The organism is Laedolimicola ammoniilytica, assembly GCF_025567165.1.
Classification (GTDB): Bacteria; Bacillota; Clostridia; order Lachnospirales; family Lachnospiraceae; genus Laedolimicola; species Laedolimicola ammoniilytica.
Genome location: NZ_JAOQKC010000009.1, coordinates 42,116 through 63,042 on the forward strand (window position 1 = coordinate 42,116; position 20,927 = coordinate 63,042).

Consider the following 20,927-nt stretch of genomic DNA (forward strand, 5'->3'; position numbering starts at 1 on the left):
GACCACCTGTTGTACATTCATGCATCAAGAACAAATGTTCTAAATATATAGTAACACATTTGCGTAGGGAAGTCGAGGATTTTAAGTAGGATTTTAAGTGGAATTTAGTTTTTCATTTAACTAAAAAATATATAGAAGAAAAAGAAAGTTGTCCATCTCAATTACTTGCGTAAATTCGATGGACGTGTCTTATATCCCCATAGCCGAAGCAAGGGGGGTTACGACATATTGGGATAAAAAGGAAACAAAAAGAGAGAAATTTATAGGCAAAATAGAAAAGACATAAAGGAGAGGGAAACATGAAAGCTGCGTATCTGAAAGCAAAAAATCAATTTGAAATCCGCGAGGTAGAGGTGCGGGAGCCGGAGGCCGGAGAAGTACTTGTGGGAGTAAAGGCCTGCGGATTCTGCGGACACGACAAGATTCTGGCGGGCTATGCCGGAGAAGAATGGCAGCCCTTCGGACATGAATTTGCCGGCGTGGTAGAAAAGGTCGGACATGGCGTAAAGAATGTAAAGGTGGGAGACCGTGTGGTAGTGGAGACCTCCATCTTTGATCCCATTTCGGATTACGCGCGGAACGGACATCCGGAGTTGGATACCGAGGGCCCCAACTATATGACCATGGAGCATACGGGAATGGGCTTTGCGGAGAAGACCATTGTCCCGGCGATTCTCTGCGTGCCCTTTACGGATCTGGAGGATCGGGAAGCCTGCTTCCTGGAGCCCATGGGCGTGGCGGCAGACCTGATTCTGACTGCGGATATCCATCTGGGACAGGACGTATTGCTGATGGGCTGCGGAGCCATCGGCCTGATGGCCCTGCAGATGGCGAAAGCCTCCGGCGCAAGAAATATCTATGTGGCAGAGCATAAGGCAAACCAGAAGAAGATAGAGCTGGCAAAACAATTCGGGGCCACCGATGTGATTCTCACCGATGAGATGGAGCTGACGGATTATCCGTTCCCCCGGGGAGGCGTAGACCGGGTGCTGGTTACCACGCCGCCCGTCACCATAGCCGAAGCGGTAAAGGTGGCAAACGTGGGCGGCATTGTGGCGTTTCTGGGTATCAGCTACGGCCCCGGCGCTATGGTAACCTTTGATTCCAATATTGTTCATCTGAACAAGCTGCAGATCCGGGGATCCAACGCGATTCCGGCTCTCTATTTCCCCCATTGCCTGGATCTGGTGAAGGCGGGAATCGTAGATGTAAAACCGCTCATTACCCATACCTTCCCGCTGGAAAAGGCGCCGGAGGGTATCATGGAATTCCTGACGGATAAAGCGCATGCGGTGAAAGCGGTTATGCTGAACGAATAAGAAAGTTGTTGAAAAAATAATACGGGCAGATTTCCATATTCTATCTGAATTTTGGAAATCTGCCCGTATTGATTTAAAAATTGGAAATTATATACTATACAAACAAGCCGTCATTGCATGCGACCATGTCCTTGTGAAGGAGATCCTCCACTTCCTGGAACAGCTCTCTCTGGTGCATGCCTGCGCCCAGAATCAGCTTCTCTTTGGGAATCACGATGGCGTAGGCGTCCATGCCGTCCTTTGCCTCGGCTGTGGAGATGGCCTCTCCGGTAGCGGCGTCCAGGGTACAGATGAGATCCGGGAAGGTAGCGGCGCGCTGTCCGTTCTGCTCTGCCAGCATGTATTCGTTCCAGAAGGTGAAGCTTACGCTGCCCTCCTCGCCGGTTACGTCCAGATGTCCGATATCGTAGCCGCCGTCCATCTTCAGCTCGTAGTTTGTGATCTTGCCTTTGGCCAGAACCTTCGCGTCGTAGTGCTCCTCCAGGAAGGCTACAAACTCAGCGCCGTTTTTACACTGGCTGAAGGCTTTTCCGATATCCAGAGCCTGGGAAATAGCGCCTACCGCGGCGTTCTTCTTTAGATATTCCACAGTAACCGGATTCCGGAGAACGCCTACCATACCGCCGTCGGCTACAGCGCTCTGGCGGATTACATGGGAGGTGGAATTTAAGGCTCCCTTTGCAACGGTTTCCAGGTAGCGGGCTCCGGTTCCGCCGCAGGCAGACTGGGTAGTCTGATAATCCGGCAGCAGATTCAGTCCGATGCTTCCCATGGTTCCGGTGGGATGGGCCCGTCCGTTGCTGGGCGCGTCCACCAGAGGAATGCCGGTGAGAGCGGAGATAACCCAGCCGTTGGCTGTGGAGATGGCTCCGTTTTCGCAGGAGGTAAAGCCTGCGATTTTTTTGCCGTAGTTCAGTTCAAAATTCTTCAGGGCAGTCATCCAGTGCTCGGCGCTCAGATGAACGCCCATGGCAGAGGGCGCGCCCAGAGTGGAGACATTCACTATCACATCGTCGGGCTTCAGTTCGCTGACGTCCAACATGGTAAGTTTGTCTGTGTGCTTGAAGGTCTCTTCCAGAGCTTCTCTTCCGGCTGTAAGGGTACCGCCTCCGCCGCCTCCCAGAAGAAGGCCGCCCATCAGGGCCTGTTCACACAATTCTTTTGTCAGATAAATCATAGTTGTTCCCTTTCTGTGGATGTCGTTTTATTTGCGGATAGATTCGAAGAAGGCAAAGGTACCTTCCGCCAGTACCGGGTCGATGACCGGAAGTCCCACTTCCTGCTCCAGCAGCTTTGCGATGCCGATGGTGGTAAGACCGGTGCAGCCCAGGGCGATGACGTCCGCGCCCATATCCTTGATTTTCCGTGCGCAGGCTACGCAGTTCTTCCGGCCTTCGTCGGTCATCAGATCCAGCGTGCTGTTTACGCCCTCCGGTTTCTCCACGGCTACCAGACGGTCTTTGGGCAGTTTGCGGTAAGCTCTCGGCGCGTAGTCGGTAATACCCAGGAGGCCGATTTTCTCACCGTATTTGCCTGCCAGGGCAACGGTGGTTTCGCCGCCGCCGGTTACGGACATATGCGGAAGAGCCTCGCGGATCTCTGCTACGCCCGGATCATCGGCGCAGCTCACAATAATCATATCCTTGTCCTGGAAGGTTTTTGCCAGCTCTACAATTTTCGGAACGGCAATCAGCTCCAGCTCATGGCTGTGGATGCCCTCCCACTGGTCCGGGATACAGCGGCTTTCTACCTGGATGCCCGGAAAATGGTCCATGATAATCTGGCCGTGCATATCTACGAAATGCGGATCGTCAGAGGTCAGCACACGGATCAGGCCGACCCGAAATGGTTTCTTTTCCATACGAATCACCTCATTGTCTTTCTCAGATCTGGAATTCTCCATCTTTAATGACCAGTGTATCGTCCAGATACAGGGTCGGCTTCAGAATGATGCCGTCCATATGGCAGTCTGCCTTGTTGACGCCGCCGAAGGAAGTATTGGTACCGAAGGCCACATGCACGGTGCCGTACACCTTCTCATCCTCCAGGATAATGCCGTTCAGGATAGCAGCCTCATTGGTGCCGATACCCAGCTCCGCTACGGTGCTGTTGTTCTCATTGGCCAGAAGGACATCTAACATCTCGCTCTTCTCGCCAGTGATGGACTGAAGCTTGCCGTCTTTGATCACGAACTTCAGGGGAGCGTCCAGCTTGCCGATGCCGACCATGGAGCCGTCCACGATCATTTCACCGTTGACGCCGTCCTCCAGGGGAGCAATGTAAGCCTCGCCGGAGGGCAGATTGCCGCACTGGCCGGCTTCCCGGTATACGCCCGGGCTGGGCACGCCGTCACGGCCATCCAAGTTCAGGGTCAGGGTGCAGCCGTCCTTCTGGATGACAGCCTTCTTTGCTTTCGTGAGGAGTTCAGTTACCTTGCCGGTGAGCTTCAGGACCTCGTCGTAATCCGCAGTCATGGCGCCTGCGCCGAACATCTCCTCGGTGATGCCGGGCATGGTAGCCACGCGGGTGCCGGTCTTCTGAGCTTCGATCTTTGCGTTGGTGTGGGTCAGGGACTTGGCGGTGGGGCAGATCACCACGTCTGCGGCCTTCATGGCCTCCGCTACGGTACGGGGCGGCTCCTCGCCGGAGAGCTCGCGCTCCTTCATAACCATCAGCAGAGCCTCGCAGCCCAGCTCCTTGGCTCCCTCGTAGAGCGCGGTGCCGATGGTGAGGCGGCTGTCGTCGGTGATAATCAGTACATCCTCGGTGGGCTTTACAGCCAGGCAGGATACCATGACATTTTTTGCGATTTCTTTCAGTTCCATTTCAGATACTCCTTTGTGTAATTACCTATTATAAATGGTATGACATAGAAAATCATGTTTTAGACGTCGGTTACTTCGGAAATCACCCGGGCCAGCAGCGTACGGGGCAGAACCACGGTCTTGCCGGTTTTTTCCGCGAACATCTCTTTCATCTTCTGGGTGAAGCCGATGCAGTCCAGAACCACCAGGTCCACGTCGTCCATGTGGCTGATTTCCTCGGCTGCCTTTTCCAGATCCGACCACTCACCGTAGGGGGAAGCAGCCACACTGGTACACTCTTTCACATAGCCGCTCCATTTCTGGTTATTCTGCTCTAACTGGAGCGGAGACGGTGTGACAGCGGCGATATGGGAGGTGCGGGTCAGAAGAGGCACGACTTTATGCAGAATGTCACAGGGGAAGACCATGGGGACATGGGAGGTCAGACTTTCCGGAAAGCTTCCGGTACAGAATACCATGATGAGCTTCACGCCTGCGGCCTCCAGCGCATCGATGCCCTTCTGAAGATTGCCGAGAATGTACTTTTCGGCGAAGGTGACGGAAGAGCCGTCTGTAAGTCTGGATACCAGTACATAGTCGTCGCCCTCCGGTTTGAACTTCTCAATTTCTTCACGGGTCAGACCATCCAGGCCGCCCCGCTGCAGCAGCTCAATCTTGCCACCGAAGATATCCATGATGTCACAGGTCACGTCCACTCTGGGGGCCTGTCCGATGGTGATTGCTCCGATTTTCATAAGATCATCCTTCCTAAATAAAATGTGATAAATGGTTCTGTAACAGGAGATTCCAGGGAAATTCTCTATTACAGAACAAAGGCAGCCGCAGAGTATGCGGCCGCCTCCTCGTGTACAAAATAATTTATTCGTTTCCGAGAGTCTGAAGCTGATCCATTCTGCCGTACAGCTTCACCAGACGTTCGTATTCCTTTTCATCATAGAAGCTTGCCTCGCCGCGGCCGAAGGACTTGGCAACCTCCATCATGTAGCGTGCAGCCTCTTCCACGTCTGCAAAGTGGCTGGAGCCTGTAGCACAGCCCGGAACCATGGTCTCGGTGGTGATAGCCACGCCTACGACCGGCGCCTTGGTAGCGGTGCAGGGCTGCAGAATGCTGTTCAGATGGTATACGTCATTGCCGTAAGGTGTGATATCCTGCATGCTCAGCGGGAATACATAGGGCAGCTGACCGGTAGTACGCTGCATGATCTCCAGCAGATCCTCGGATACGCGAAGAATCCAGCCCTCTTTTACGGTGTTGGAGATAGCGAAGCCTCTGGTATTGATGACACGGTTGCCCTTGGTGGTGTCTACGGTCAGGATAGCGTCCAGCTCGGGGCTGACTTCTTCCTTATTGACCTGGGACATCTCCACTGGGGATCCCATGAAGGGAACCGGCTTGTGGGGAGCAGTCGGAGCGTGGGGGCAGATCTGTGTGGAGACAAATACGTCGCCCTCCAGGTAATCGCCTTTGGTCTGCATATCCAGAAGCTTGGCTGCTACAGCCAGAGCGCAGAGCGCGCCGTCGCCGTCGGATACGAAGCCGATCATCTCCGGACGCGCGCCGATACCGCCCAGACGTCCCAGAAGACCGATGGTCGGAGCAGAGCCGCCCTTGGACTTACCGTTGGTACCCGGGATGCGGACCTTTACCATGTCAGTGCTGCCCTTCGGTCCTTCCAGCGGATAGACTTCCACGTTGGCCTCAGGATTTACGGACTGCAGATATTTTTTAACGGCTGCGCCGTCTACCGTACTGCTGTCAAGTACGTCAAACACTTCCATAATCTGTTTAATAAGCATGGTGTTTCCTCCTAAAGTGATTTATATTCAGATAGATCATACCTCATTTTCTATGGAAAAGCAACTGATTTGGAAAGAAAGATAAGTTTCCTGAAAATTTATGAAAAATTAAGAAAGTTTAAGAAACATTAATACTTTAGCTTGACACAGCTGGAAAGTGGGAGTATGATAAAAATATCACGAGCTATGAACGGGCATAGGAACGGGATGCCTGCGTCATAGCTTTTTTTAGAAAGGAAGCTGATAATATGACAAATGAAAATCCTGAACTGAAAAAACAGCAGTCAATTTCAGCAGCCGAGCATCCGAAGGCGTGGGATCCCCAGGTAATGATTCTGGGACTTCCGCTGGCAGTCGTAGGATGTATCATCGGCCTGGAGCTGATTGTCCGTACAGGAGTAACCCCGAACACCTCCATCATCGGAGCACTGTTTGCCATTCTTCTTTCCAGAATTCCGGTGGCATTTTTAAGAAAATACCGCAGTATCCACAGACAGAATCTGCTGCAGACATCCATTTCCGCAGCTACATTCTCCGCTGCGAACTGTATGATTCTTCCGATTGGTATTCCGGTTATCATGGGATATCCGGAGCTGATGTTCCCCATGCTGATCGGCGTGATGCTGGCTACCTGTGTAGACGCGACCATCCTTTACAACTGCTTCGGATCTGAGATGTTCCCGGCAGAGGGCGCATGGCCGCCCGGAGTGGCAGCGGCAGATTCCATCCTGGCAGTTATCGAGAAAGGTAAAAAGGCCGTCCTTCTTCTGGTTGGTATTGGCCTTGGCTGGGTAGGTAAGATCGCAGGACTTCCCATGGATCTTCTGGGAGTATCCTGGTTTGGTGATTTCGGAGCCATGGCCGCTCTGGCAGCAGGTTCCCTGGTTATCGGCGTCCTGAAGGTAAACGGCTTCTCCTTCTCTATCTTCGGACACGCGTTTAATTTCGTAACCAATGCATTTGGCGAGGGCTTTGTATATACAGATCACCTTTCACTGCAGTATATGGCGCACGGTGTTATGATCGGCGCCGGTATCATTTCCCTGGTACAGTGCGGTATCGCCCTGTTCAAGAAGAGCAAGGGTACCAAGACAGTGGATACCACCAATGTGGTAAGCAACGAGCATATGAAGAAGACCCTGGGCGTGGGCTTCGGCGCATACCTGGTCATCGCTCTGTTCCTTGCAGTCGTAGGCGGCATCATCACCAAGATGAGCGTACCGCAGTTCATCCTCTGGCTGATCTTCGCAGCATTCGCTGCTGAGGCATCCGAGCTGATCGTAGGTATCTCCGCCATGTATTCCGGATGGTTCCCGGGATTTGCGACAGCCCTGATTTTCCTGATTGTCGGCATGCTTCTTGGCTTCCCGAAGCTGGCGCTTGGCCTGCTGGTAGGCTTTACTGCAGCCACCGGCCCCTGCTTCTCTGATATGGCGTACGACTTAAAGTGCGGCTACATTTTAAGAGGAAGAGGAGCAAATCCGGAGCTTGAGAAAGAGGGACGTAAGCAGCAGTTCTTTGCAGAGCTCATGGGCTTTGCCGTAGCGTTTGTAATGGTTGCTTTCTTCGCAAATAAGTACTTCGGACAGGGACTGTTTGTAGCAGTATCCAATACCTTCGTAGCTACCATTGACGCGGGAGCAAGCGGAGAAATCGCAAAATGGCTTCTTATCTGGGCTATCCCGGGCGCTATCATTCAGCTCCTTGGCGGAAAGCGTCAGCTGGGTATCCTGTTCGCTACCGGACTTCTGGTAGGTAATATCATCAACGGCCTGACCATCGCAGCTGGTCTGATTATCCGTCTGGTTGCTGTCCGTGCCAACAAAGAGAACGAGCAGACCCTCAACATCCTGGGTGCAGGCGCACTGGCAGGAGCTGCTATCTACAGCTTCTTCACCGCTACTCTGGGACTGGTAGGAAAGAAAGACTGATAGGCGTTACATAATAAAAAAGCCTGAATCTATAGAAAAAGGGAATCTGGTCCGTCTGTCGGACGGGGTTCTCTTTTTTATGATATTTCAGAGATTTCTGCGAGGAAATAAGGCATGGATTATTTTATTATTATTGCACCCAAGCTCATCAGCTTTTTTCTGCTGATTGCATTAGGCTTTACCATTTCAAAACTGGGAATTTTCCCCAAAAGCTGCCTGCCCTCCCTGTCGGCCTTTCTGATTAAAGTGGTGCTGCCCTGTCTGACCATATCGCTTCTGTGTCAGAGGGGAACCACCTGGGGCGATCTGGCGGGCTTCCATGGCATCGTGCTCTGTCAGATGGCCGGATATGTGCTGCTGGCCGCAGTGGGTCTTCTGTGCGTCAGGCTGGCCGAAATCCGGCCCACCACTTCGAATGTGCATGTGGGCTGTATGATCGGCGGCAATTACGGCTTTGTGGTTATCCCGATCCTGATGGCTCTGTACACGCCGGAGAACGGACAACAGTACATTCCCATCTGCTCAGCCATTGACACCATGATGGTCTGGACCCTGGGACTCTATTTCTTTACCCGGGGTGTCGAGAAGGACGGCGAGCCTTGGTACCGGATTCTGGCGAAACGGCTGTTTAACCCGATCCTGGTGTCCATCGTGCTGATTCTGACCCTGAATTCCCTGTCGGTGACCCTGCCGGGTTCGGTGCTGGAGGTCTGTACGAACGTGGGCAATATTAGCTACAGCCTGGGACTTATCTATGTGGGCTGCACCATCTGCTTCCTGAAAAAAGGAAGCCTGCACTGCCTGAAAACTCTGTGGATGCTGGCGCTGACCAAGCTTTTCGCAGTGCCGCTTCTGATTTACATTCTGACCGGGCCGATTCTGCCCGAGACCGAGCGGGTGGTGTTGATGCTGATAGCGGGCGCGCCCTCCATGACCACCAGCTGTATGATAGCGGGCCAGTACGGGCTGGATGAGGACTATGCTTCCACGGCGGTCTTTGTGACGACCATCTGCTGTATGGTGACGATTCCGCTGCTGTTTCTGACCTCGGCGCTGTTTCGGTAAAAGCATACCACATACACAGAGAAAGAAAGCGCCTCATCCAGGCGCACACGCGAAGATGGAAGCGCTTGTATATAGGAGGAAAATCATATGCAACTGACAGAAGTAATCGAAAAACGAAGAAGTATCCGGAAATTCTCGGACAAACCGGTTTCCAGGGGGATTTTGGAAGAACTCATAAAAGCCGCGGCCTTGGCTCCCACCGCCAGCAATCTACAGGCCTGGCGTTTCTTTGTGGCGGATGATCCGAAGCTGGTGCGGGACATCGACTCCTTTAGCCCGGGGCTGTCCGGCAAGCCTCCGGTGATCATTGCCATCGCCAGCGACCTGGCCGAGGTGGAGCGCCGGGGCAGCAAGAACAGCCTGGTCTACGGCCTGATGATGGACGCGTCCATGGCGGCGGAAAATCTGATGCTGAAGGCGGCGGATTTGGGGCTTGGTACATGCGCCATCAAAAGCTATAATGATAAAGCGGTACACAAGCTTTTGAACTTGCCGGATACTATGCGGCTGGAGATCCTGATTTCTCTGGGCTGGCCGGAGGGAGAACCCAGAACGCCGAAGCGGAAACCCATGGAGGAGGTGCTGTTCTGGAATGCCTGGGAGGGACAGGCAGAAGAAGCAGCAGACAAGAAGCCGGAAAAGGAGACAGACAGTCCGAGTACGGCGGAAAAAGCTCTGAAGACGGCAACGCTTGCAGAAAGCCGCAATTCCAAGGCAGAGCATTTCAATAAGAAAGAACTGCAGGATCTGCTGATCTACATGATCACCAGTGCGGCGGGCCTGCCCGGGGAACCACAAATGTACGGTCCCTTACGCCTCATTGAGTCTTCGAGACGTCTGGCTGGGATGCTGGGTGACGCCTATGGCGGAGCGGTCTTCGGAGAACTGACAGCGCTTATCGACGCCGGAAAGGGCAAAAATATGACCGATCCGGAGGGCTTTTGCGAAATGCTTGGGGAAGCTGCGGCACAGGCTACGGATCTCCTTTCGGATTAAGCGGTAAAAAAGGCTGAAAGAAAGCGAAAAAAGGCTTGCAATTTCGAAAAAATTGCGGTAGTCTTTTGAAAGACATACAAATGTCCGCAGAAAAAAGACATTTATAAAGAGGAGAATATGAAAAATGAGTAAGAAGCTTAAGGTAGGTATCCTGGGCGGTACCGGAATGGTAGGACAGAGATTTATTTCTTTGCTTGAGAATCATCCGTGGTTCGAGGTAGTGACCATCGCAGCCAGTGAGCGTAGCGCAGGAAAGCGTTACGAGGACGCAGTGGGAGGTCGCTGGAAGATGGATACTCCGATGCCGGAGGCCGTAAAGGATATCATTGTTATGAATGTCAATGAGGTCGAGAAAGTAGCGGCCGGCGTGGACTTCGTGTTCAGCGCGGTTGACATGACCAAGGACGAGATTCGTGCCATAGAGGAAGCTTACGCGAAGACAGAGACTCCGGTAGTCTCCAACAACAGTGCTCATCGTTGGACACCGGATGTTCCGATGATCATCCCGGAGATCAACGCCGATCACGTACAGATTATCGCAAAGCAGAAGGAGCGTCTTGGTACCAGACGCGGTTTCATCGCCGTAAAGCCGAACTGCTCGATCCAGTCTTATACCCCGGCCCTGAAAGCGTGGGAGGAGTTCGAGCCCTACGAGGTAGTCGCTACCACATACCAGGCGATTTCCGGCGCAGGCAAGACCTTCAAGGACTGGCCTGAGATGGTGGAGAACATCATTCCCTACATCGGAGGCGAGGAAGAGAAGAGTGAGAAGGAGCCCCTTCGTGTCCTTGGAAAATATGAGGATGGCGAGATCAAGCTGGCGAAGGAGCCGGTGATTACCTGCCAGTGTATCCGTGTGCCGGTTCTGAACGGCCACACCGCAGCGGTATTCGTAAAGTTCCGCAAGAAGCCGACGAAGGAGCAGCTCATCGAGAAGCTGGAGAGCTTCAGGGGCGCGCCCCAGGAGCTGGAACTTCCCAGCGCTCCGAAGCAGTTTATCCGCTATATGACCGAGGACAACCGTCCCCAGGTGAAGCTGGACGTGGACTATGAGAGAGGCATGGGGGTCTCCATCGGAAGAATCCGCGAGGACAGCGTATACGACTGGAAGTTTGTGGGCCTGTCCCACAACACCGTCCGCGGCGCAGCAGGCGGAGCCGTTCTGTGCGCAGAGCTTCTGAAGGCACAGGGCTTTATCACAGCGAAATAAGATTTATGAAAATGAATAAAAAAGGTGTAAAAATGGTCATTTCTGCCGCAGGAATGGCCATTTGCCTGTTATGCGGCGGATGTAAGGGACAGGATATGTCCGATGCAGAGCAGAATATGGAAAATGAGAACGCTTCGGAAGATGAGGCAATAGCGGAGACAGAAGACAGTTTCACGGTGGATTACCACACCTGCCCGTCTGGCACGGTTGTGGATAAGGCGCTGAGCGAGGCGGAGATCGACGAACTGTTCACAGCCGGGCCCATTCCTGATGAAGTCTTCGACCGTATCGATGGCATTTCCTATGTGGAAAATGACAATATCGGCCGCGAAGACCTGCGGTATCTGCGCCTGCTTTACTATGGTTTCGACGACGAGACCCATGTGGGCGAATTGATCACGAATGGGGCCATCGCGGATGAGATCCTGGAGATTTTTCAGGAACTTTACGAAAATCAGTATCCCATCGAGAAGATGCTGTTGATCGACGAATACGGCGGTGACGATGATCTGGCCGTGGCCGACAATAACACATCCTGCTTCAACTACCGGGTGGTGGCCGGAAGCACGAAGCTGTCCAGGCACGCCCTGGGCATGGCCATCGACATCAATCCCTTCTATAATCCTTACGTGACCTACCCGGACGGCGTAAAGCACAGCTCTCCGGCCGGAAGCGAGCCCTACGCGGACCGGAGCGCCGAGTTCCCCTATAAGATAGGAGGGGACGGCGATTTGTGCCTGAAGCTCTTTGACGCCCACGGCTTCACTTGGGGCGGCAGGTGGAAGAGTATGCAGGATTATCAGCATTTCCAGAAGTAGGAAGAGAGGCGCACTGCCGGTCACTGCCCGCAGGCATGATTCCGCGGAACAAGTTGCTGTGGGTATCTACAGAAAAGGCATTGACGGGGAGGGGAAAGTTGTGCTATGCTTCAGACAGCGGACATCCGCTGTCACGGAGAAGCTCTCTCCGCATTTCCCTTTTTACGAAAGAAAATATTTTATCTTGACAGAAGAAGAAAAGTATAATAAGATAGTACCTGAAAAGCGAACAAATATTCGAAAACAAACGTTTGGAATATTGAAATAGAGCAGGTACGGAATAAAGGAGAAGATATGGTAAAGGAAGAAAAGCAGAAAGCATTGGACGCGGCACTGGCGCAGATTGAGAAGCAGTTCGGAAAGGGTTCTGTCATGAAGCTGGGAGACAAGGGAGCGAATATGCAGATCGAGACCATCCCCACCGGCTGTCTGAGCCTGGATCTGGCTCTGGGACTGGGCGGTATCCCGAAGGGACGTATCATCGAGGTATACGGTCCTGAGTCCAGTGGTAAGACTACCGTGGCTCTTCATATGGTAGCGGAGGTACAGAAGCGCGGCGGTATCGCGGGCTTCATTGACGCGGAGCACGCCCTGGATCCGGTATACGCGAAGAATATCGGCGTAGACATTGACAATCTTTACATTTCCCAGCCGGATAACGGCGAGCAGGCCCTGGAGATCGCGGAGACCATGGTTCGTTCCGGCGCAGTGGATATCATCATCGTGGACTCTGTAGCGGCACTGGTTCCCAAGGCTGAGATCGAAGGCGATATGGGAGATTCCCATGTGGGTCTGCAGGCCCGCCTGATGTCCCAGGCCCTTCGGAAGCTGACCGCGGTAATCAGCAAGTCCAACTGTACCGTGATCTTCATCAACCAGCTGCGTGAGAAGGTGGGCGTTATGTTCGGCAATCCGGAGGTGACCACCGGCGGACGGGCGCTGAAGTTTTACTCCTCCATCCGTCTGGATGTACGGCGTATCGAGACCCTGAAGCAGGGCGGCGAGATGGTGGGTAACCGGACCCGTATCCGCGTGGTGAAGAATAAGATCGCTCCGCCTTTCAAAGAGGCAGAGTTTGATATCATGTTCGGCGAGGGTATCTCCCGGGAGGGTGACATCCTGGATCTGGCAGCGAATACCGGAGTGGTGAATAAGAGCGGCGCATGGTACGCATACGAAGGCGACAAGATCGGCCAGGGCCGTGAGAACGCCAAGCAGTTCCTGAAGCAGAATCCGGAGATCTGCCATGAGATCGAGGAGAGAGTCCGCGAGGGCTTCGGCCTGGACAGCACCGAGACCGACGGGGAGAAGGCTGAGCAGGTAAAGAAGGAAAAGACAGAGGCGGCAGGAAAGAAGAATGCGGCAGAGACAGCAGAGAAGTAATTACCGGGAACATACAGAAGAGAATCACGGGGAAGAGTATGACAAGAAGCCAGAGAAATCCGGCGATCTGAACCGGGCCAAACGCAGAGTGCTTCATATTCTGGAGCGCTCTGATCGTACCGAGCAGGAGCTGAGGGACAAGTTAGCGAAGAATTATCTGCCCGAGGTGGTGGATGCGGCGGTGGAGTATGTGAAGAGCTATCACTATATCGACGATCACCGTTACGCTGTCAATTACCTGAACAGCCGGGGAAAGGTCAGGAGCAGCCGCCAGGTGGAGCAGGAGTTGCTCTATAAGAAAGGCGTCTCCAAGGCAGTACTGGAAGCGGCCCGGGAGGAAGCGGAACCCCAGGACGAGCGGGAGCAGATCCGACGTTGGATGGAAAAAAAGCATATCGATCCGGCGGCAGCGGATCAGAGCGAGCTGAGGCGCTTCTATCAGTTCCTGATGCGCCGTGGCTTTCGCAGTTCGGATATCCTGACCGAACTATTACTTGACAGAACGTTAAATTAAGTATAAAATTTAAATGTTGTATGCTATTCCTAATCGGCAAAACTTATAAAAATAAGCGTGTCAAACAGGTTATATTTGTACAATGAAAATTAAATAAGGAGGTGCTCCTGTGCCGTTTTATGTTCTTATAATCGTTGCGGTTGTGTGCATCGTAGTGACGGCTCTTGTGACCTCTGCCGTACGCAAGAATACCATCGAGAAGAAGGTAGGCAATGCGGAAGAAAAGGCAAGAGAGATCATTGATGACGCACTGAAGGTCGCAGAACGATCCAAGCGAGAGGCTTTGCTGGAGGCGAAGGAAGAATCACTGAAGACAAAGAACGAGCTGGAAAAAGAAACAAAGGAACGCAGAGCGGAGCTGCAGCGTTATGAGCGCAGAGTGCTTGCCAAAGAGGAAACTCTGGACAAGAAGTCTGACGCCCTGGAACGCCGTGAGCAGAGCTATGCGGCCAAGGAAGAGAAGCTGGCAAAGCAGGTTGCTGAGGTCAATAAGCTTCAGGAAAAAAGAGTACAGGAACTGGAAAGAATCTCTGGCCTTACCTCCGAACAGGCAAAAGATTATTTATTAAAGACTGTTGAAGACGAAGTAAAACATGAAACCGCGATGCTCGTCAAAGAAATGGAGAGCAGAGCAAAAGAAGAAGCTGACAAGAAGGCAAAGGAATATGTAGTAACGGCGATTCAGAAGTGTGCTGCAGACCATGTGGCAGAGACGACGATCTCCGTGGTACAGCTTCCGAATGACGAAATGAAGGGAAGAATCATCGGTCGGGAGGGACGGAATATCCGTACCCTTGAGACATTGACTGGGATCGATCTGATCATCGACGATACTCCGGAGGCAGTCATTCTGTCAGGCTTTGACCCCATTCGCCGCGAAGTGGCAAGGATTGCGCTGGAAAAGCTTATCGTGGACGGACGTATCCATCCGGCCCGCATCGAAGAGATGGTAGAGAAGGCGCAGAAGGAAGTGGAAACCATGATCCGCGAGGAAGGCGAGGCAGCCGTTCTCGAGGTTGGCGTCCATGGAATTCACCCCGAGCTGATAAAGCTTCTGGGAAGAATGAAGTTCCGTACCAGCTATGGTCAGAATGCATTGAAGCATTCCATCGAAGTAGCCCATCTGGCAGGCCTTCTGGCCGGCGAGGTCGGTGTGGATGTCCGCATGGCGAAGCGTGCCGGACTGCTTCATGATATCGGTAAATCCATTGACCATGAGGTAGAAGGATCTCATATTCAGATTGGTGCTGACTTGTGCAGAAAGTACAAGGAATCACCGATTGTTATCAATGCGGTAGAATCACATCATGGTGATACAGAACCGACATCTCTGATTGCATGTCTGGTACAGGCGGCAGATACCATTTCCGCAGCCCGTCCGGGTGCCCGCAGAGAGACGTTGGAGACGTATACAAATCGGTTAAAACAGTTAGAGGATATCGCCAATGGTTTTAAGGGCGTAGACAAGTCTTTTGCAATTCAGGCAGGTAGAGAGATTCGTGTAATGGTAGTTCCGGATCAGGTAGATGACGCCAGCATGGTACTGCTGGCAAGAGATATTTCCAAGCAAATAGAGGCTGAGTTGGAATATCCGGGTCAGATCAAGGTAAATGTTATCCGCGAAAGCAGAGTAACAGATTACGCAAAATAAAAAGACGAAGGATGTTGCGAAGCGGCATCCTTTTTCGATGGAATTTCAAGTGGGCTGGGAATGAATTTCACTCGGATTCCGGTCAGATTTTGAACAGAAGTTGATGAAAAAGGAGGCAGTTACATATGGCAGAGATAGGATTCATCGGAATGGGAAATATGGGTTACGCTCTCTTGAAAGGCGTACTGAAAGAATTCCCTGCTGAAAAGCTGATTTTTACGGCGAAGACTTCGGAGACCAAGCTCCGGGTTCACGCGGAGACGCAGGTGGTATATGCCGAGTCCAACGCCGAGTGCGCCAATAACTGTAAATATGTGGTGCTGGCGGTGAAGCCCCAGTATTATCCCACCGTATTAAAGCAGATCCGCTATGCAGTGACGCCGGATCACGTGATCATTTCCCTGGCACCGGGTATCACCATCGCGAGCCTGAAGGAAACCCTTGGCTCCGACCGGAGAATCGTGCGGGCTATGCCCAACACGCCGGCCCTGATCGGTGAGGGAATGACCGGATTGTCCTACGACGCGGAGGAGTTCAGCCAGGACGAAATTGATATGGTACACCGGATCTTCGGGGCAGTGGGAAAGTACGCGGACGTGGAGGAGCGGCTCATGAGCGCGGTGGTCTGCGCCAGCGGAAGCTCTCCGGCCTATGTGTACCAGTTCATTGAGGCACTGGCGGATGGCGCGGTGCAGTTTGGCCTCCCGAGAGCCCAGGCGTATGCTTTCGCAGCCCAGGCGGTGGCCGGAGCGGCGAAGATGGTGCTGGAGACCGGCGAGCATCCGGCTGCATTGAAGGATAAGGTGTGCTCTCCGGGCGGCACCACCATCGCAGGTGTGGCGGCGCTGGAGAGCGCAGGTTTTCGGGGCGCGATTCTGAAGGCCTGTGAGGCCTGCTACGAGAAGTCCGAGGGAATCAAGTAGAAAAAAGCGCGTAAATAAGCTCGTATGAATCAGACAGACCTCTCATACACTGATTAGTATATGGGAGGTTTGGTTTTATGTGGAAGCAGTTATCAGGTATCCGGGGAAAATTTCTGCCGGTTTTTTTGACGGGATTTGCGGCGGGCGTTCTCTATATGGCTCTGTTTGGCCGGCCGGTAGTCCATGAGACAACCCTGCTCAGCCGTTACTTTTTTTCCAAGTACCAGCAGGTAGAATTCGCCTCCGGAGAACTTTTTCTGTATATCCTGAAATCTCGCATGAGTGCCTTCACTCTGCTGTGGCTGACGGGTTTTACCTTCTTCGGAACCGCAGCCTCGTTGCTGGCTCTGGCCTGGGTGGGCATATCCCTGGGAATTACGATGACTACGGCCGCCATGAAACTGGGCTTCTCTGGTATTCTGATTTGCCTGGCCTCCGGTCTCCCACAGCTGGTCCTGTATGTACCGGCTGCGGCCTGGATCTTCCGCAAAATATCGGAAATGTCGGAGAACCGGGAGTGGAGGAGATGCAGTCGATACAGCGGCGGCAGGGGACAGCTGCTTTCTTATCTGTTGGTCTGGTTGCTGGGATTTTTCCTGTTTTTCTTGGGTTCCCTGCTCGAAAGTTATGTAAATCCCCTGTTTTTGAGGGCGGTTTTGAAAAATATTTAAAATTATTTTACGTAATCTTTACAAGATTTGGTGGAATGGCGGGAAAAGAAAACCAGATATTGTGGAGGAAACGTAAAAACCCTTGAATTTACGGCATTTTTCGAAAAAAAGATCATTGCTTTTCTGGCGATTTCTTACTATAATGTACTTTACAAGCCCATCGCCCAAAAGGCGGAATGGGCGGATTACGACAGGGTAAGCAGAAGCTGAGGGGCACGCAGATATATGGAACAAGAGATTAAAGGATTCATGTCTTATTTACATAATGTGAAAAAGACGTCCCGGAATACGGAGCTTTCTTATCAGAGGGATCTGATGAAAATGATGCATTTCCTCCAGAAGCAGAAGGTGGAGGAGGCAAATGAGGTGACAGAGACAGCCTTGAATTCCTATATTCTGGACTTGGAAAAAAATGGAATGTCTGCGGCGACGGTATCGAGAAATATCGCGTCCATGAAGGGCTTTTATCTGTATCTCTGGAAAGAAGGAAGCATCAGTTCCGATCCGGCGGAGAAGCTGAAGGCCCCGAAGGTGGAAAAGAAGCTTCCGGAGATTATGTCTGTGGAAGAGATGGAGCGTCTGCTGGAGCAGCCGGGGGATCGGACGGCTAAGGGACTGCGGGATTCGGCCATGCTGGAGCTGCTTTATGCCACGGGAATCCGGGTGACGGAGCTGATTTCCCTGAAGCTGAGCGATGTGAACTGGAAGCTAGATTATATCGTATGCCGGGATCGGAACAAGGAGCGAATGATTCCCTTCGGACCCAAGGCCAAAAAGGCGCTGGAGCGCTATCTGAAGGAAGCACGGGGCCAGCTGCTGGGCGATAAGAAGTGTGAAATGTTGTTTCCAAACTGTTCTGGCGAGGGCATGAGCCGTCAGGGCTTCTGGAAGCTCCTGAAGCAGTATGTGAAGCAGGCGGGTATCGAGATGGAGATTACGCCCCATACCCTTCGCCATTCCTTTGCGGCACATCTGGTGGAGAACGGCGCGGATCTGCATATGGTACAGGAGATGCTGGGGCATTCCGATATTTCCACGACCATGATGTACGCAGCCCGGGCAAGAGAGATATACGCGAAGGCGCATCCGAGAGGATAATATAGAATAAATGATGAGAGATTCCTGGAAAATATATCACAGGAATCTCTTTTTTGCTCTATAGGAAAGAGGAGCCCGCAAAATACGTCTCCTCTCAGAAAAATCATTTTAAAATCAGCACCGCTCCGCGATCTCATAGAGCAGTCTTTCAGAATCCTCCCAACCCAGGCAGGCGTCGGTGATGGACTTGCCGTAGATGTGATCGTGGATACCCTGGTTGCCTTCCTCGATATAGCTTTCGATCATAACGCCCTTCACCAGCTTTCGAATATCGTCGGCGCAGGTACGGCTGTGCAGCACTTCCTTGACGATACGGATCTGCTCCTTGAACTGCTTGTTGGAGTTGTTGTGGTTGGCGTCTACGATGCAGGCCGGATTCTTCAGCTCTCTCTGGGCGTAGAGATTGCAGAGGTTCCGCAGGTTCTCGTAATGGTAGTTGGGCAGGGATACGCCGCGCTCGTTGACAGCGCCCCGCAGAACCACATGAGCCAGGTCATTTCCGTCTGTCTGGACGTCCCAGCCGTGGTAGATAAAGGAATGGCCATTCTGCGCCGCATGGACGGAATTCAGCATAACAGAAAAGTCTCCGCTGGTGGGGTTCTTCATGCCTACCGGAATGTCGATGCCGCTGGATACCAGACGGTGCTGCTGGTTCTCCACGGAGCGGGCGCCGATGGCGATATAGGAAAGGAAGTCCTCTACATAGGGAAGGTTCTCCGGGTACAGCATTTCATCGGCAGCGGTCATTCCGGTCTCCTCGATGGCACGGATGTGCATATGGCGCAGGGCGATGATGCCTGCCAGCGGGTCCGGCTTCTTTTCCGGATCCGGTTGATGCATGATACCCTTGTAGCCGTCGCCGGTGGTACGGGGCTTGTTGGTGTAGATCCGGGGGATGATTAAGACTTTGTCCTTGATCTTTTCCTGAACCCGGACCAGACGGCGCACATAGTCGCAGACAGACTCTTCGTTATCTGCGGAGCAGGGCCCGATGATGGCGATAAATCGGTCGGATTCGCCGGTGAAAATTTTACGGATTTCTTCGTCTCTCTCTTTCTTTATCTGTGCCACATGAGCAGGAACCGGATAGAGTTCACGGATTTCCTGGGGGGTGGGCAGCTTTTGTTTGAAATCGAATGCCATTTTTCATAACTCCTCGTTTGTAGATATTGTGATGACGGACGTTCGGCGGGCAGGCCGCGGACCCGCTCGCAAGCGAGCTATCCGCTGCTGACACAGCTCCTGTCTGTGGCTGTATAGGCGTTCTGTCCATATCAGAGTGCAAACACAGCCATGGTCAAATGAATTTGCCCATGCCTGTCTTTGCACTCTGCTGCGCGCCGAACTGTTTATATCATAATACAAGGAGTCTTAAAAGTCACGAAAAATTTACATTAATTATGTAGGTATTCCTTTAAAGCCTCCAGATTCATCCCACAGACGATAAGCTGCCCAGTCAGTAATCCCCACAGATATCCCTGTATTCCAAACCGCGGCACGCACCCCAATACGAAGAGAATACGAATCAAAATCCCAATCAGATTATTGAAAAACCCGGTTCCGGTGCGTCCAAGACCGTTAAGGATACTGTGAAGAGTATGATTCAGATACAGGAACGGACAGATCCAGGCCAGGGTGATGATGAAATCCCCGGCCAGGGAGCTCCGAAAGAAAAAGCTGCCGAGAAAGCGCCCGAACAGAAGAAAAAGGACTGTAAAGCAGATGCCGAGGGGTAGGCAGAAGGATACGGTCTTTCGGACTGTGCGGGAGAGCTTGGCGTTCTCCCCGGCGGCCTGGGACTCGGACACGGAGGGCAGCAGCATGACTGACAGCGCCCCGGTCAAGACGCTGGGAAAGAGGATAAAGGACAGCGCCATACCGGACAGAGTCCCATAGACGCTTAAGGCCTGTTCCGCGGACAGGCCATATTGCTGGAGGCAGAGGGGCAGCAGGATGGATTCGGCACTGGCCAGCAGATTCATGCAGAGCCGATTGCCGGTGACCGGGAGAGCCAGGGAACACATCTGCCGGGCCAGGGAAAGGGGCGAGGGAGCGGCGGGGCCGTCCGCCCATTTTCCGGGGGAAGCGTACTCGCCGGAGACAAAAAAGACACAGAAGAGCATGGACGCGAACTCTCCGATGACCAGCCCGACAACGGCAGTTAGCGGAGACAAACTTCGCCCCTGCTCACTGGACACCCGGTAAATGAGAAACACGGCGCTCACCCGGGATAACTGCTCAAAAAGCTGGGCCGCCGCCGGAACCGCCGGCTTTTTACAGCCGTAATAATAGCCGCAGATGCAGGAATGGCAGGCTCCGAAGGGAATCGTGAGCGCCATAATCTGAAGAAGCTGCACCGTCTGCGTTTCCTGTAAAATGTGTCGCGCCAGAAAGGCTGCATTTGCATAGAGAAGGAAAGCAGTGGGGATGGCAAGCCCAAGAGAGAGGCCAAGCCCAATCGTCAGCACAAGCCGGGCGCTTCGCCGCCGCCCGGCCCCATTTTCCCGGGAGACGAAGCGGGAAACGGCGATCTCGGCCCCGGAGGTGGTCAGCGCATAACAGACCCCGTAGATGGGAAAAATCATCTGATAGATACCGATGCCCTCGGCACCGATGGTGCGGCTTAAGAATATTTTATAGAAAAAGCCGATGAGACGGGTCGTAAGGCCCGCGGCGGTCAGGAGCAGTGTGCCTGAAATCAGCGGGTGAAGCGTTTTTTTCATGTG

Annotated in this window: 19 protein-coding genes; 12 read left to right on the forward strand and 7 right to left on the reverse strand. The window is 52.9% G+C overall.

Annotated elements, in window-relative coordinates:
- The first annotated feature begins 299 nt into the window (after positions 1–299).
- Complete coding sequence (locus tag OCV63_RS08125; protein WP_158363345.1) at positions 300–1,319, forward strand: zinc-dependent alcohol dehydrogenase; 1,020 nt, start codon at positions 300–302, stop codon at positions 1,317–1,319.
- Between the two features lie 94 nt (positions 1,320–1,413).
- Here OCV63_RS08125 and OCV63_RS08130 read toward each other — a convergent pair whose 3' ends face one another.
- The 5 genes from OCV63_RS08130 to OCV63_RS08150 form a co-directional block, all read right to left on the reverse strand.
- Positions 1,414–2,496 (reverse strand): DUF917 domain-containing protein, encoded by a 1,083-nt coding sequence (locus OCV63_RS08130; RefSeq protein WP_158363346.1) that lies wholly within the window; start codon positions 2,494–2,496, stop codon positions 1,414–1,416.
- 27 nt (positions 2,497–2,523) lie between these two features.
- The gene (locus OCV63_RS08135) at positions 2,524–3,180 is read right to left on the reverse strand and encodes an aspartate/glutamate racemase family protein (RefSeq protein WP_158363347.1); all 657 of its coding nucleotides are present in this window, start codon (positions 3,178–3,180) and stop codon (positions 2,524–2,526) included.
- A 22-nt stretch (positions 3,181–3,202) separates the two neighbouring features.
- Positions 3,203–4,144, reverse strand: coding sequence for an aminopeptidase (locus tag OCV63_RS08140; protein WP_158363348.1), 942 nt, complete (start codon positions 4,142–4,144; stop codon positions 3,203–3,205).
- Positions 4,145–4,203: 59 nt separating this feature from the next.
- Positions 4,204–4,878 (reverse strand): AroM family protein, encoded by a 675-nt coding sequence (locus tag OCV63_RS08145; RefSeq protein ID WP_158363349.1) that lies wholly within the window; start codon positions 4,876–4,878, stop codon positions 4,204–4,206.
- 124 nt (positions 4,879–5,002) lie between these two features.
- Positions 5,003–5,941 (reverse strand): DUF1177 domain-containing protein, encoded by a 939-nt coding sequence (locus OCV63_RS08150; RefSeq protein ID WP_158363350.1) that lies wholly within the window; start codon positions 5,939–5,941, stop codon positions 5,003–5,005.
- A gap of 248 nt (positions 5,942–6,189) precedes the next feature.
- Between OCV63_RS08150 and OCV63_RS08155 the strand changes: the two genes are divergently transcribed.
- The 11 genes from OCV63_RS08155 to xerD all read left to right on the forward strand — a co-directional run bounded on the left by OCV63_RS08155 (position 6,190) and on the right by xerD (position 18,201).
- Complete coding sequence (locus tag OCV63_RS08155; protein ID WP_158363351.1) at positions 6,190–7,872, forward strand: OPT/YSL family transporter; 1,683 nt, start codon at positions 6,190–6,192, stop codon at positions 7,870–7,872.
- A gap of 114 nt (positions 7,873–7,986) precedes the next feature.
- Positions 7,987–8,937 (forward strand): AEC family transporter, encoded by a 951-nt coding sequence (locus tag OCV63_RS08160; protein WP_158363352.1) that lies wholly within the window; start codon positions 7,987–7,989, stop codon positions 8,935–8,937.
- 87 nt (positions 8,938–9,024) lie between these two features.
- Positions 9,025–9,933, forward strand: a complete 909-nt coding sequence (locus tag OCV63_RS08165; protein ID WP_158363353.1) for a DUF6092 family protein — start codon at positions 9,025–9,027, stop codon at positions 9,931–9,933.
- A 124-nt stretch (positions 9,934–10,057) separates the two neighbouring features.
- On the forward strand, positions 10,058–11,143 hold the full coding sequence (gene asd, locus OCV63_RS08170; RefSeq protein WP_158363354.1) for an aspartate-semialdehyde dehydrogenase: 1,086 nt from the start codon (positions 10,058–10,060) through the stop codon (positions 11,141–11,143).
- Between the two features lie 11 nt (positions 11,144–11,154).
- Positions 11,155–11,961, forward strand: a complete 807-nt coding sequence (locus OCV63_RS08175; RefSeq protein ID WP_262670720.1) for a M15 family metallopeptidase — start codon at positions 11,155–11,157, stop codon at positions 11,959–11,961.
- Positions 11,962–12,255: 294 nt separating this feature from the next.
- Complete coding sequence (gene recA, locus OCV63_RS08180) at positions 12,256–13,344, forward strand: recombinase RecA (RefSeq protein WP_158363355.1); 1,089 nt, start codon at positions 12,256–12,258, stop codon at positions 13,342–13,344.
- A complete protein-coding gene (locus OCV63_RS08185) occupies positions 13,319–13,858 on the forward strand; it encodes a regulatory protein RecX (RefSeq protein ID WP_158363356.1) in 540 nt (179 codons plus the stop codon). Before recA ends, OCV63_RS08185 begins: the two co-directional genes overlap by 26 nt.
- Before the next feature lie 142 nt (positions 13,859–14,000).
- Positions 14,001–15,509, forward strand: coding sequence for a ribonuclease Y (rny, locus tag OCV63_RS08190; RefSeq protein WP_470365368.1), 1,509 nt, complete (start codon positions 14,001–14,003; stop codon positions 15,507–15,509).
- Positions 15,510–15,634: 125 nt separating this feature from the next.
- Positions 15,635–16,432: a pyrroline-5-carboxylate reductase gene (gene proC, locus OCV63_RS08195; protein ID WP_158363358.1), complete on the forward strand. Its 798-nt coding sequence runs from the start codon at positions 15,635–15,637 to the stop codon at positions 16,430–16,432.
- A 77-nt stretch (positions 16,433–16,509) separates the two neighbouring features.
- The gene (locus OCV63_RS08200) at positions 16,510–17,103 is read left to right on the forward strand and encodes a stage II sporulation protein M (protein WP_158363359.1); all 594 of its coding nucleotides are present in this window, start codon (positions 16,510–16,512) and stop codon (positions 17,101–17,103) included.
- A 225-nt stretch (positions 17,104–17,328) separates the two neighbouring features.
- Positions 17,329–18,201 carry a site-specific tyrosine recombinase XerD gene (gene xerD, locus OCV63_RS08205; protein ID WP_158363360.1) on the forward strand — a complete coding sequence of 291 codons (873 nt, stop codon included), beginning with the start codon at positions 17,329–17,331 and terminating at the stop codon, positions 18,199–18,201.
- Positions 18,202–18,315: 114 nt separating this feature from the next.
- Here the strand turns inward: xerD and OCV63_RS08210 are convergent, their stop codons facing one another.
- Together OCV63_RS08210 and OCV63_RS08215 are read right to left on the reverse strand one after the other, a co-directional pair.
- The gene (locus OCV63_RS08210) at positions 18,316–19,344 is read right to left on the reverse strand and encodes a 3-deoxy-7-phosphoheptulonate synthase (RefSeq protein ID WP_158363361.1); all 1,029 of its coding nucleotides are present in this window, start codon (positions 19,342–19,344) and stop codon (positions 18,316–18,318) included.
- 251 nt (positions 19,345–19,595) lie between these two features.
- On the reverse strand, positions 19,596–20,924 hold the full coding sequence (locus OCV63_RS08215) for a putative polysaccharide biosynthesis protein (RefSeq protein WP_262670721.1): 1,329 nt from the start codon (positions 20,922–20,924) through the stop codon (positions 19,596–19,598).
- Positions 20,925–20,927 lie beyond the last annotated feature (3 nt).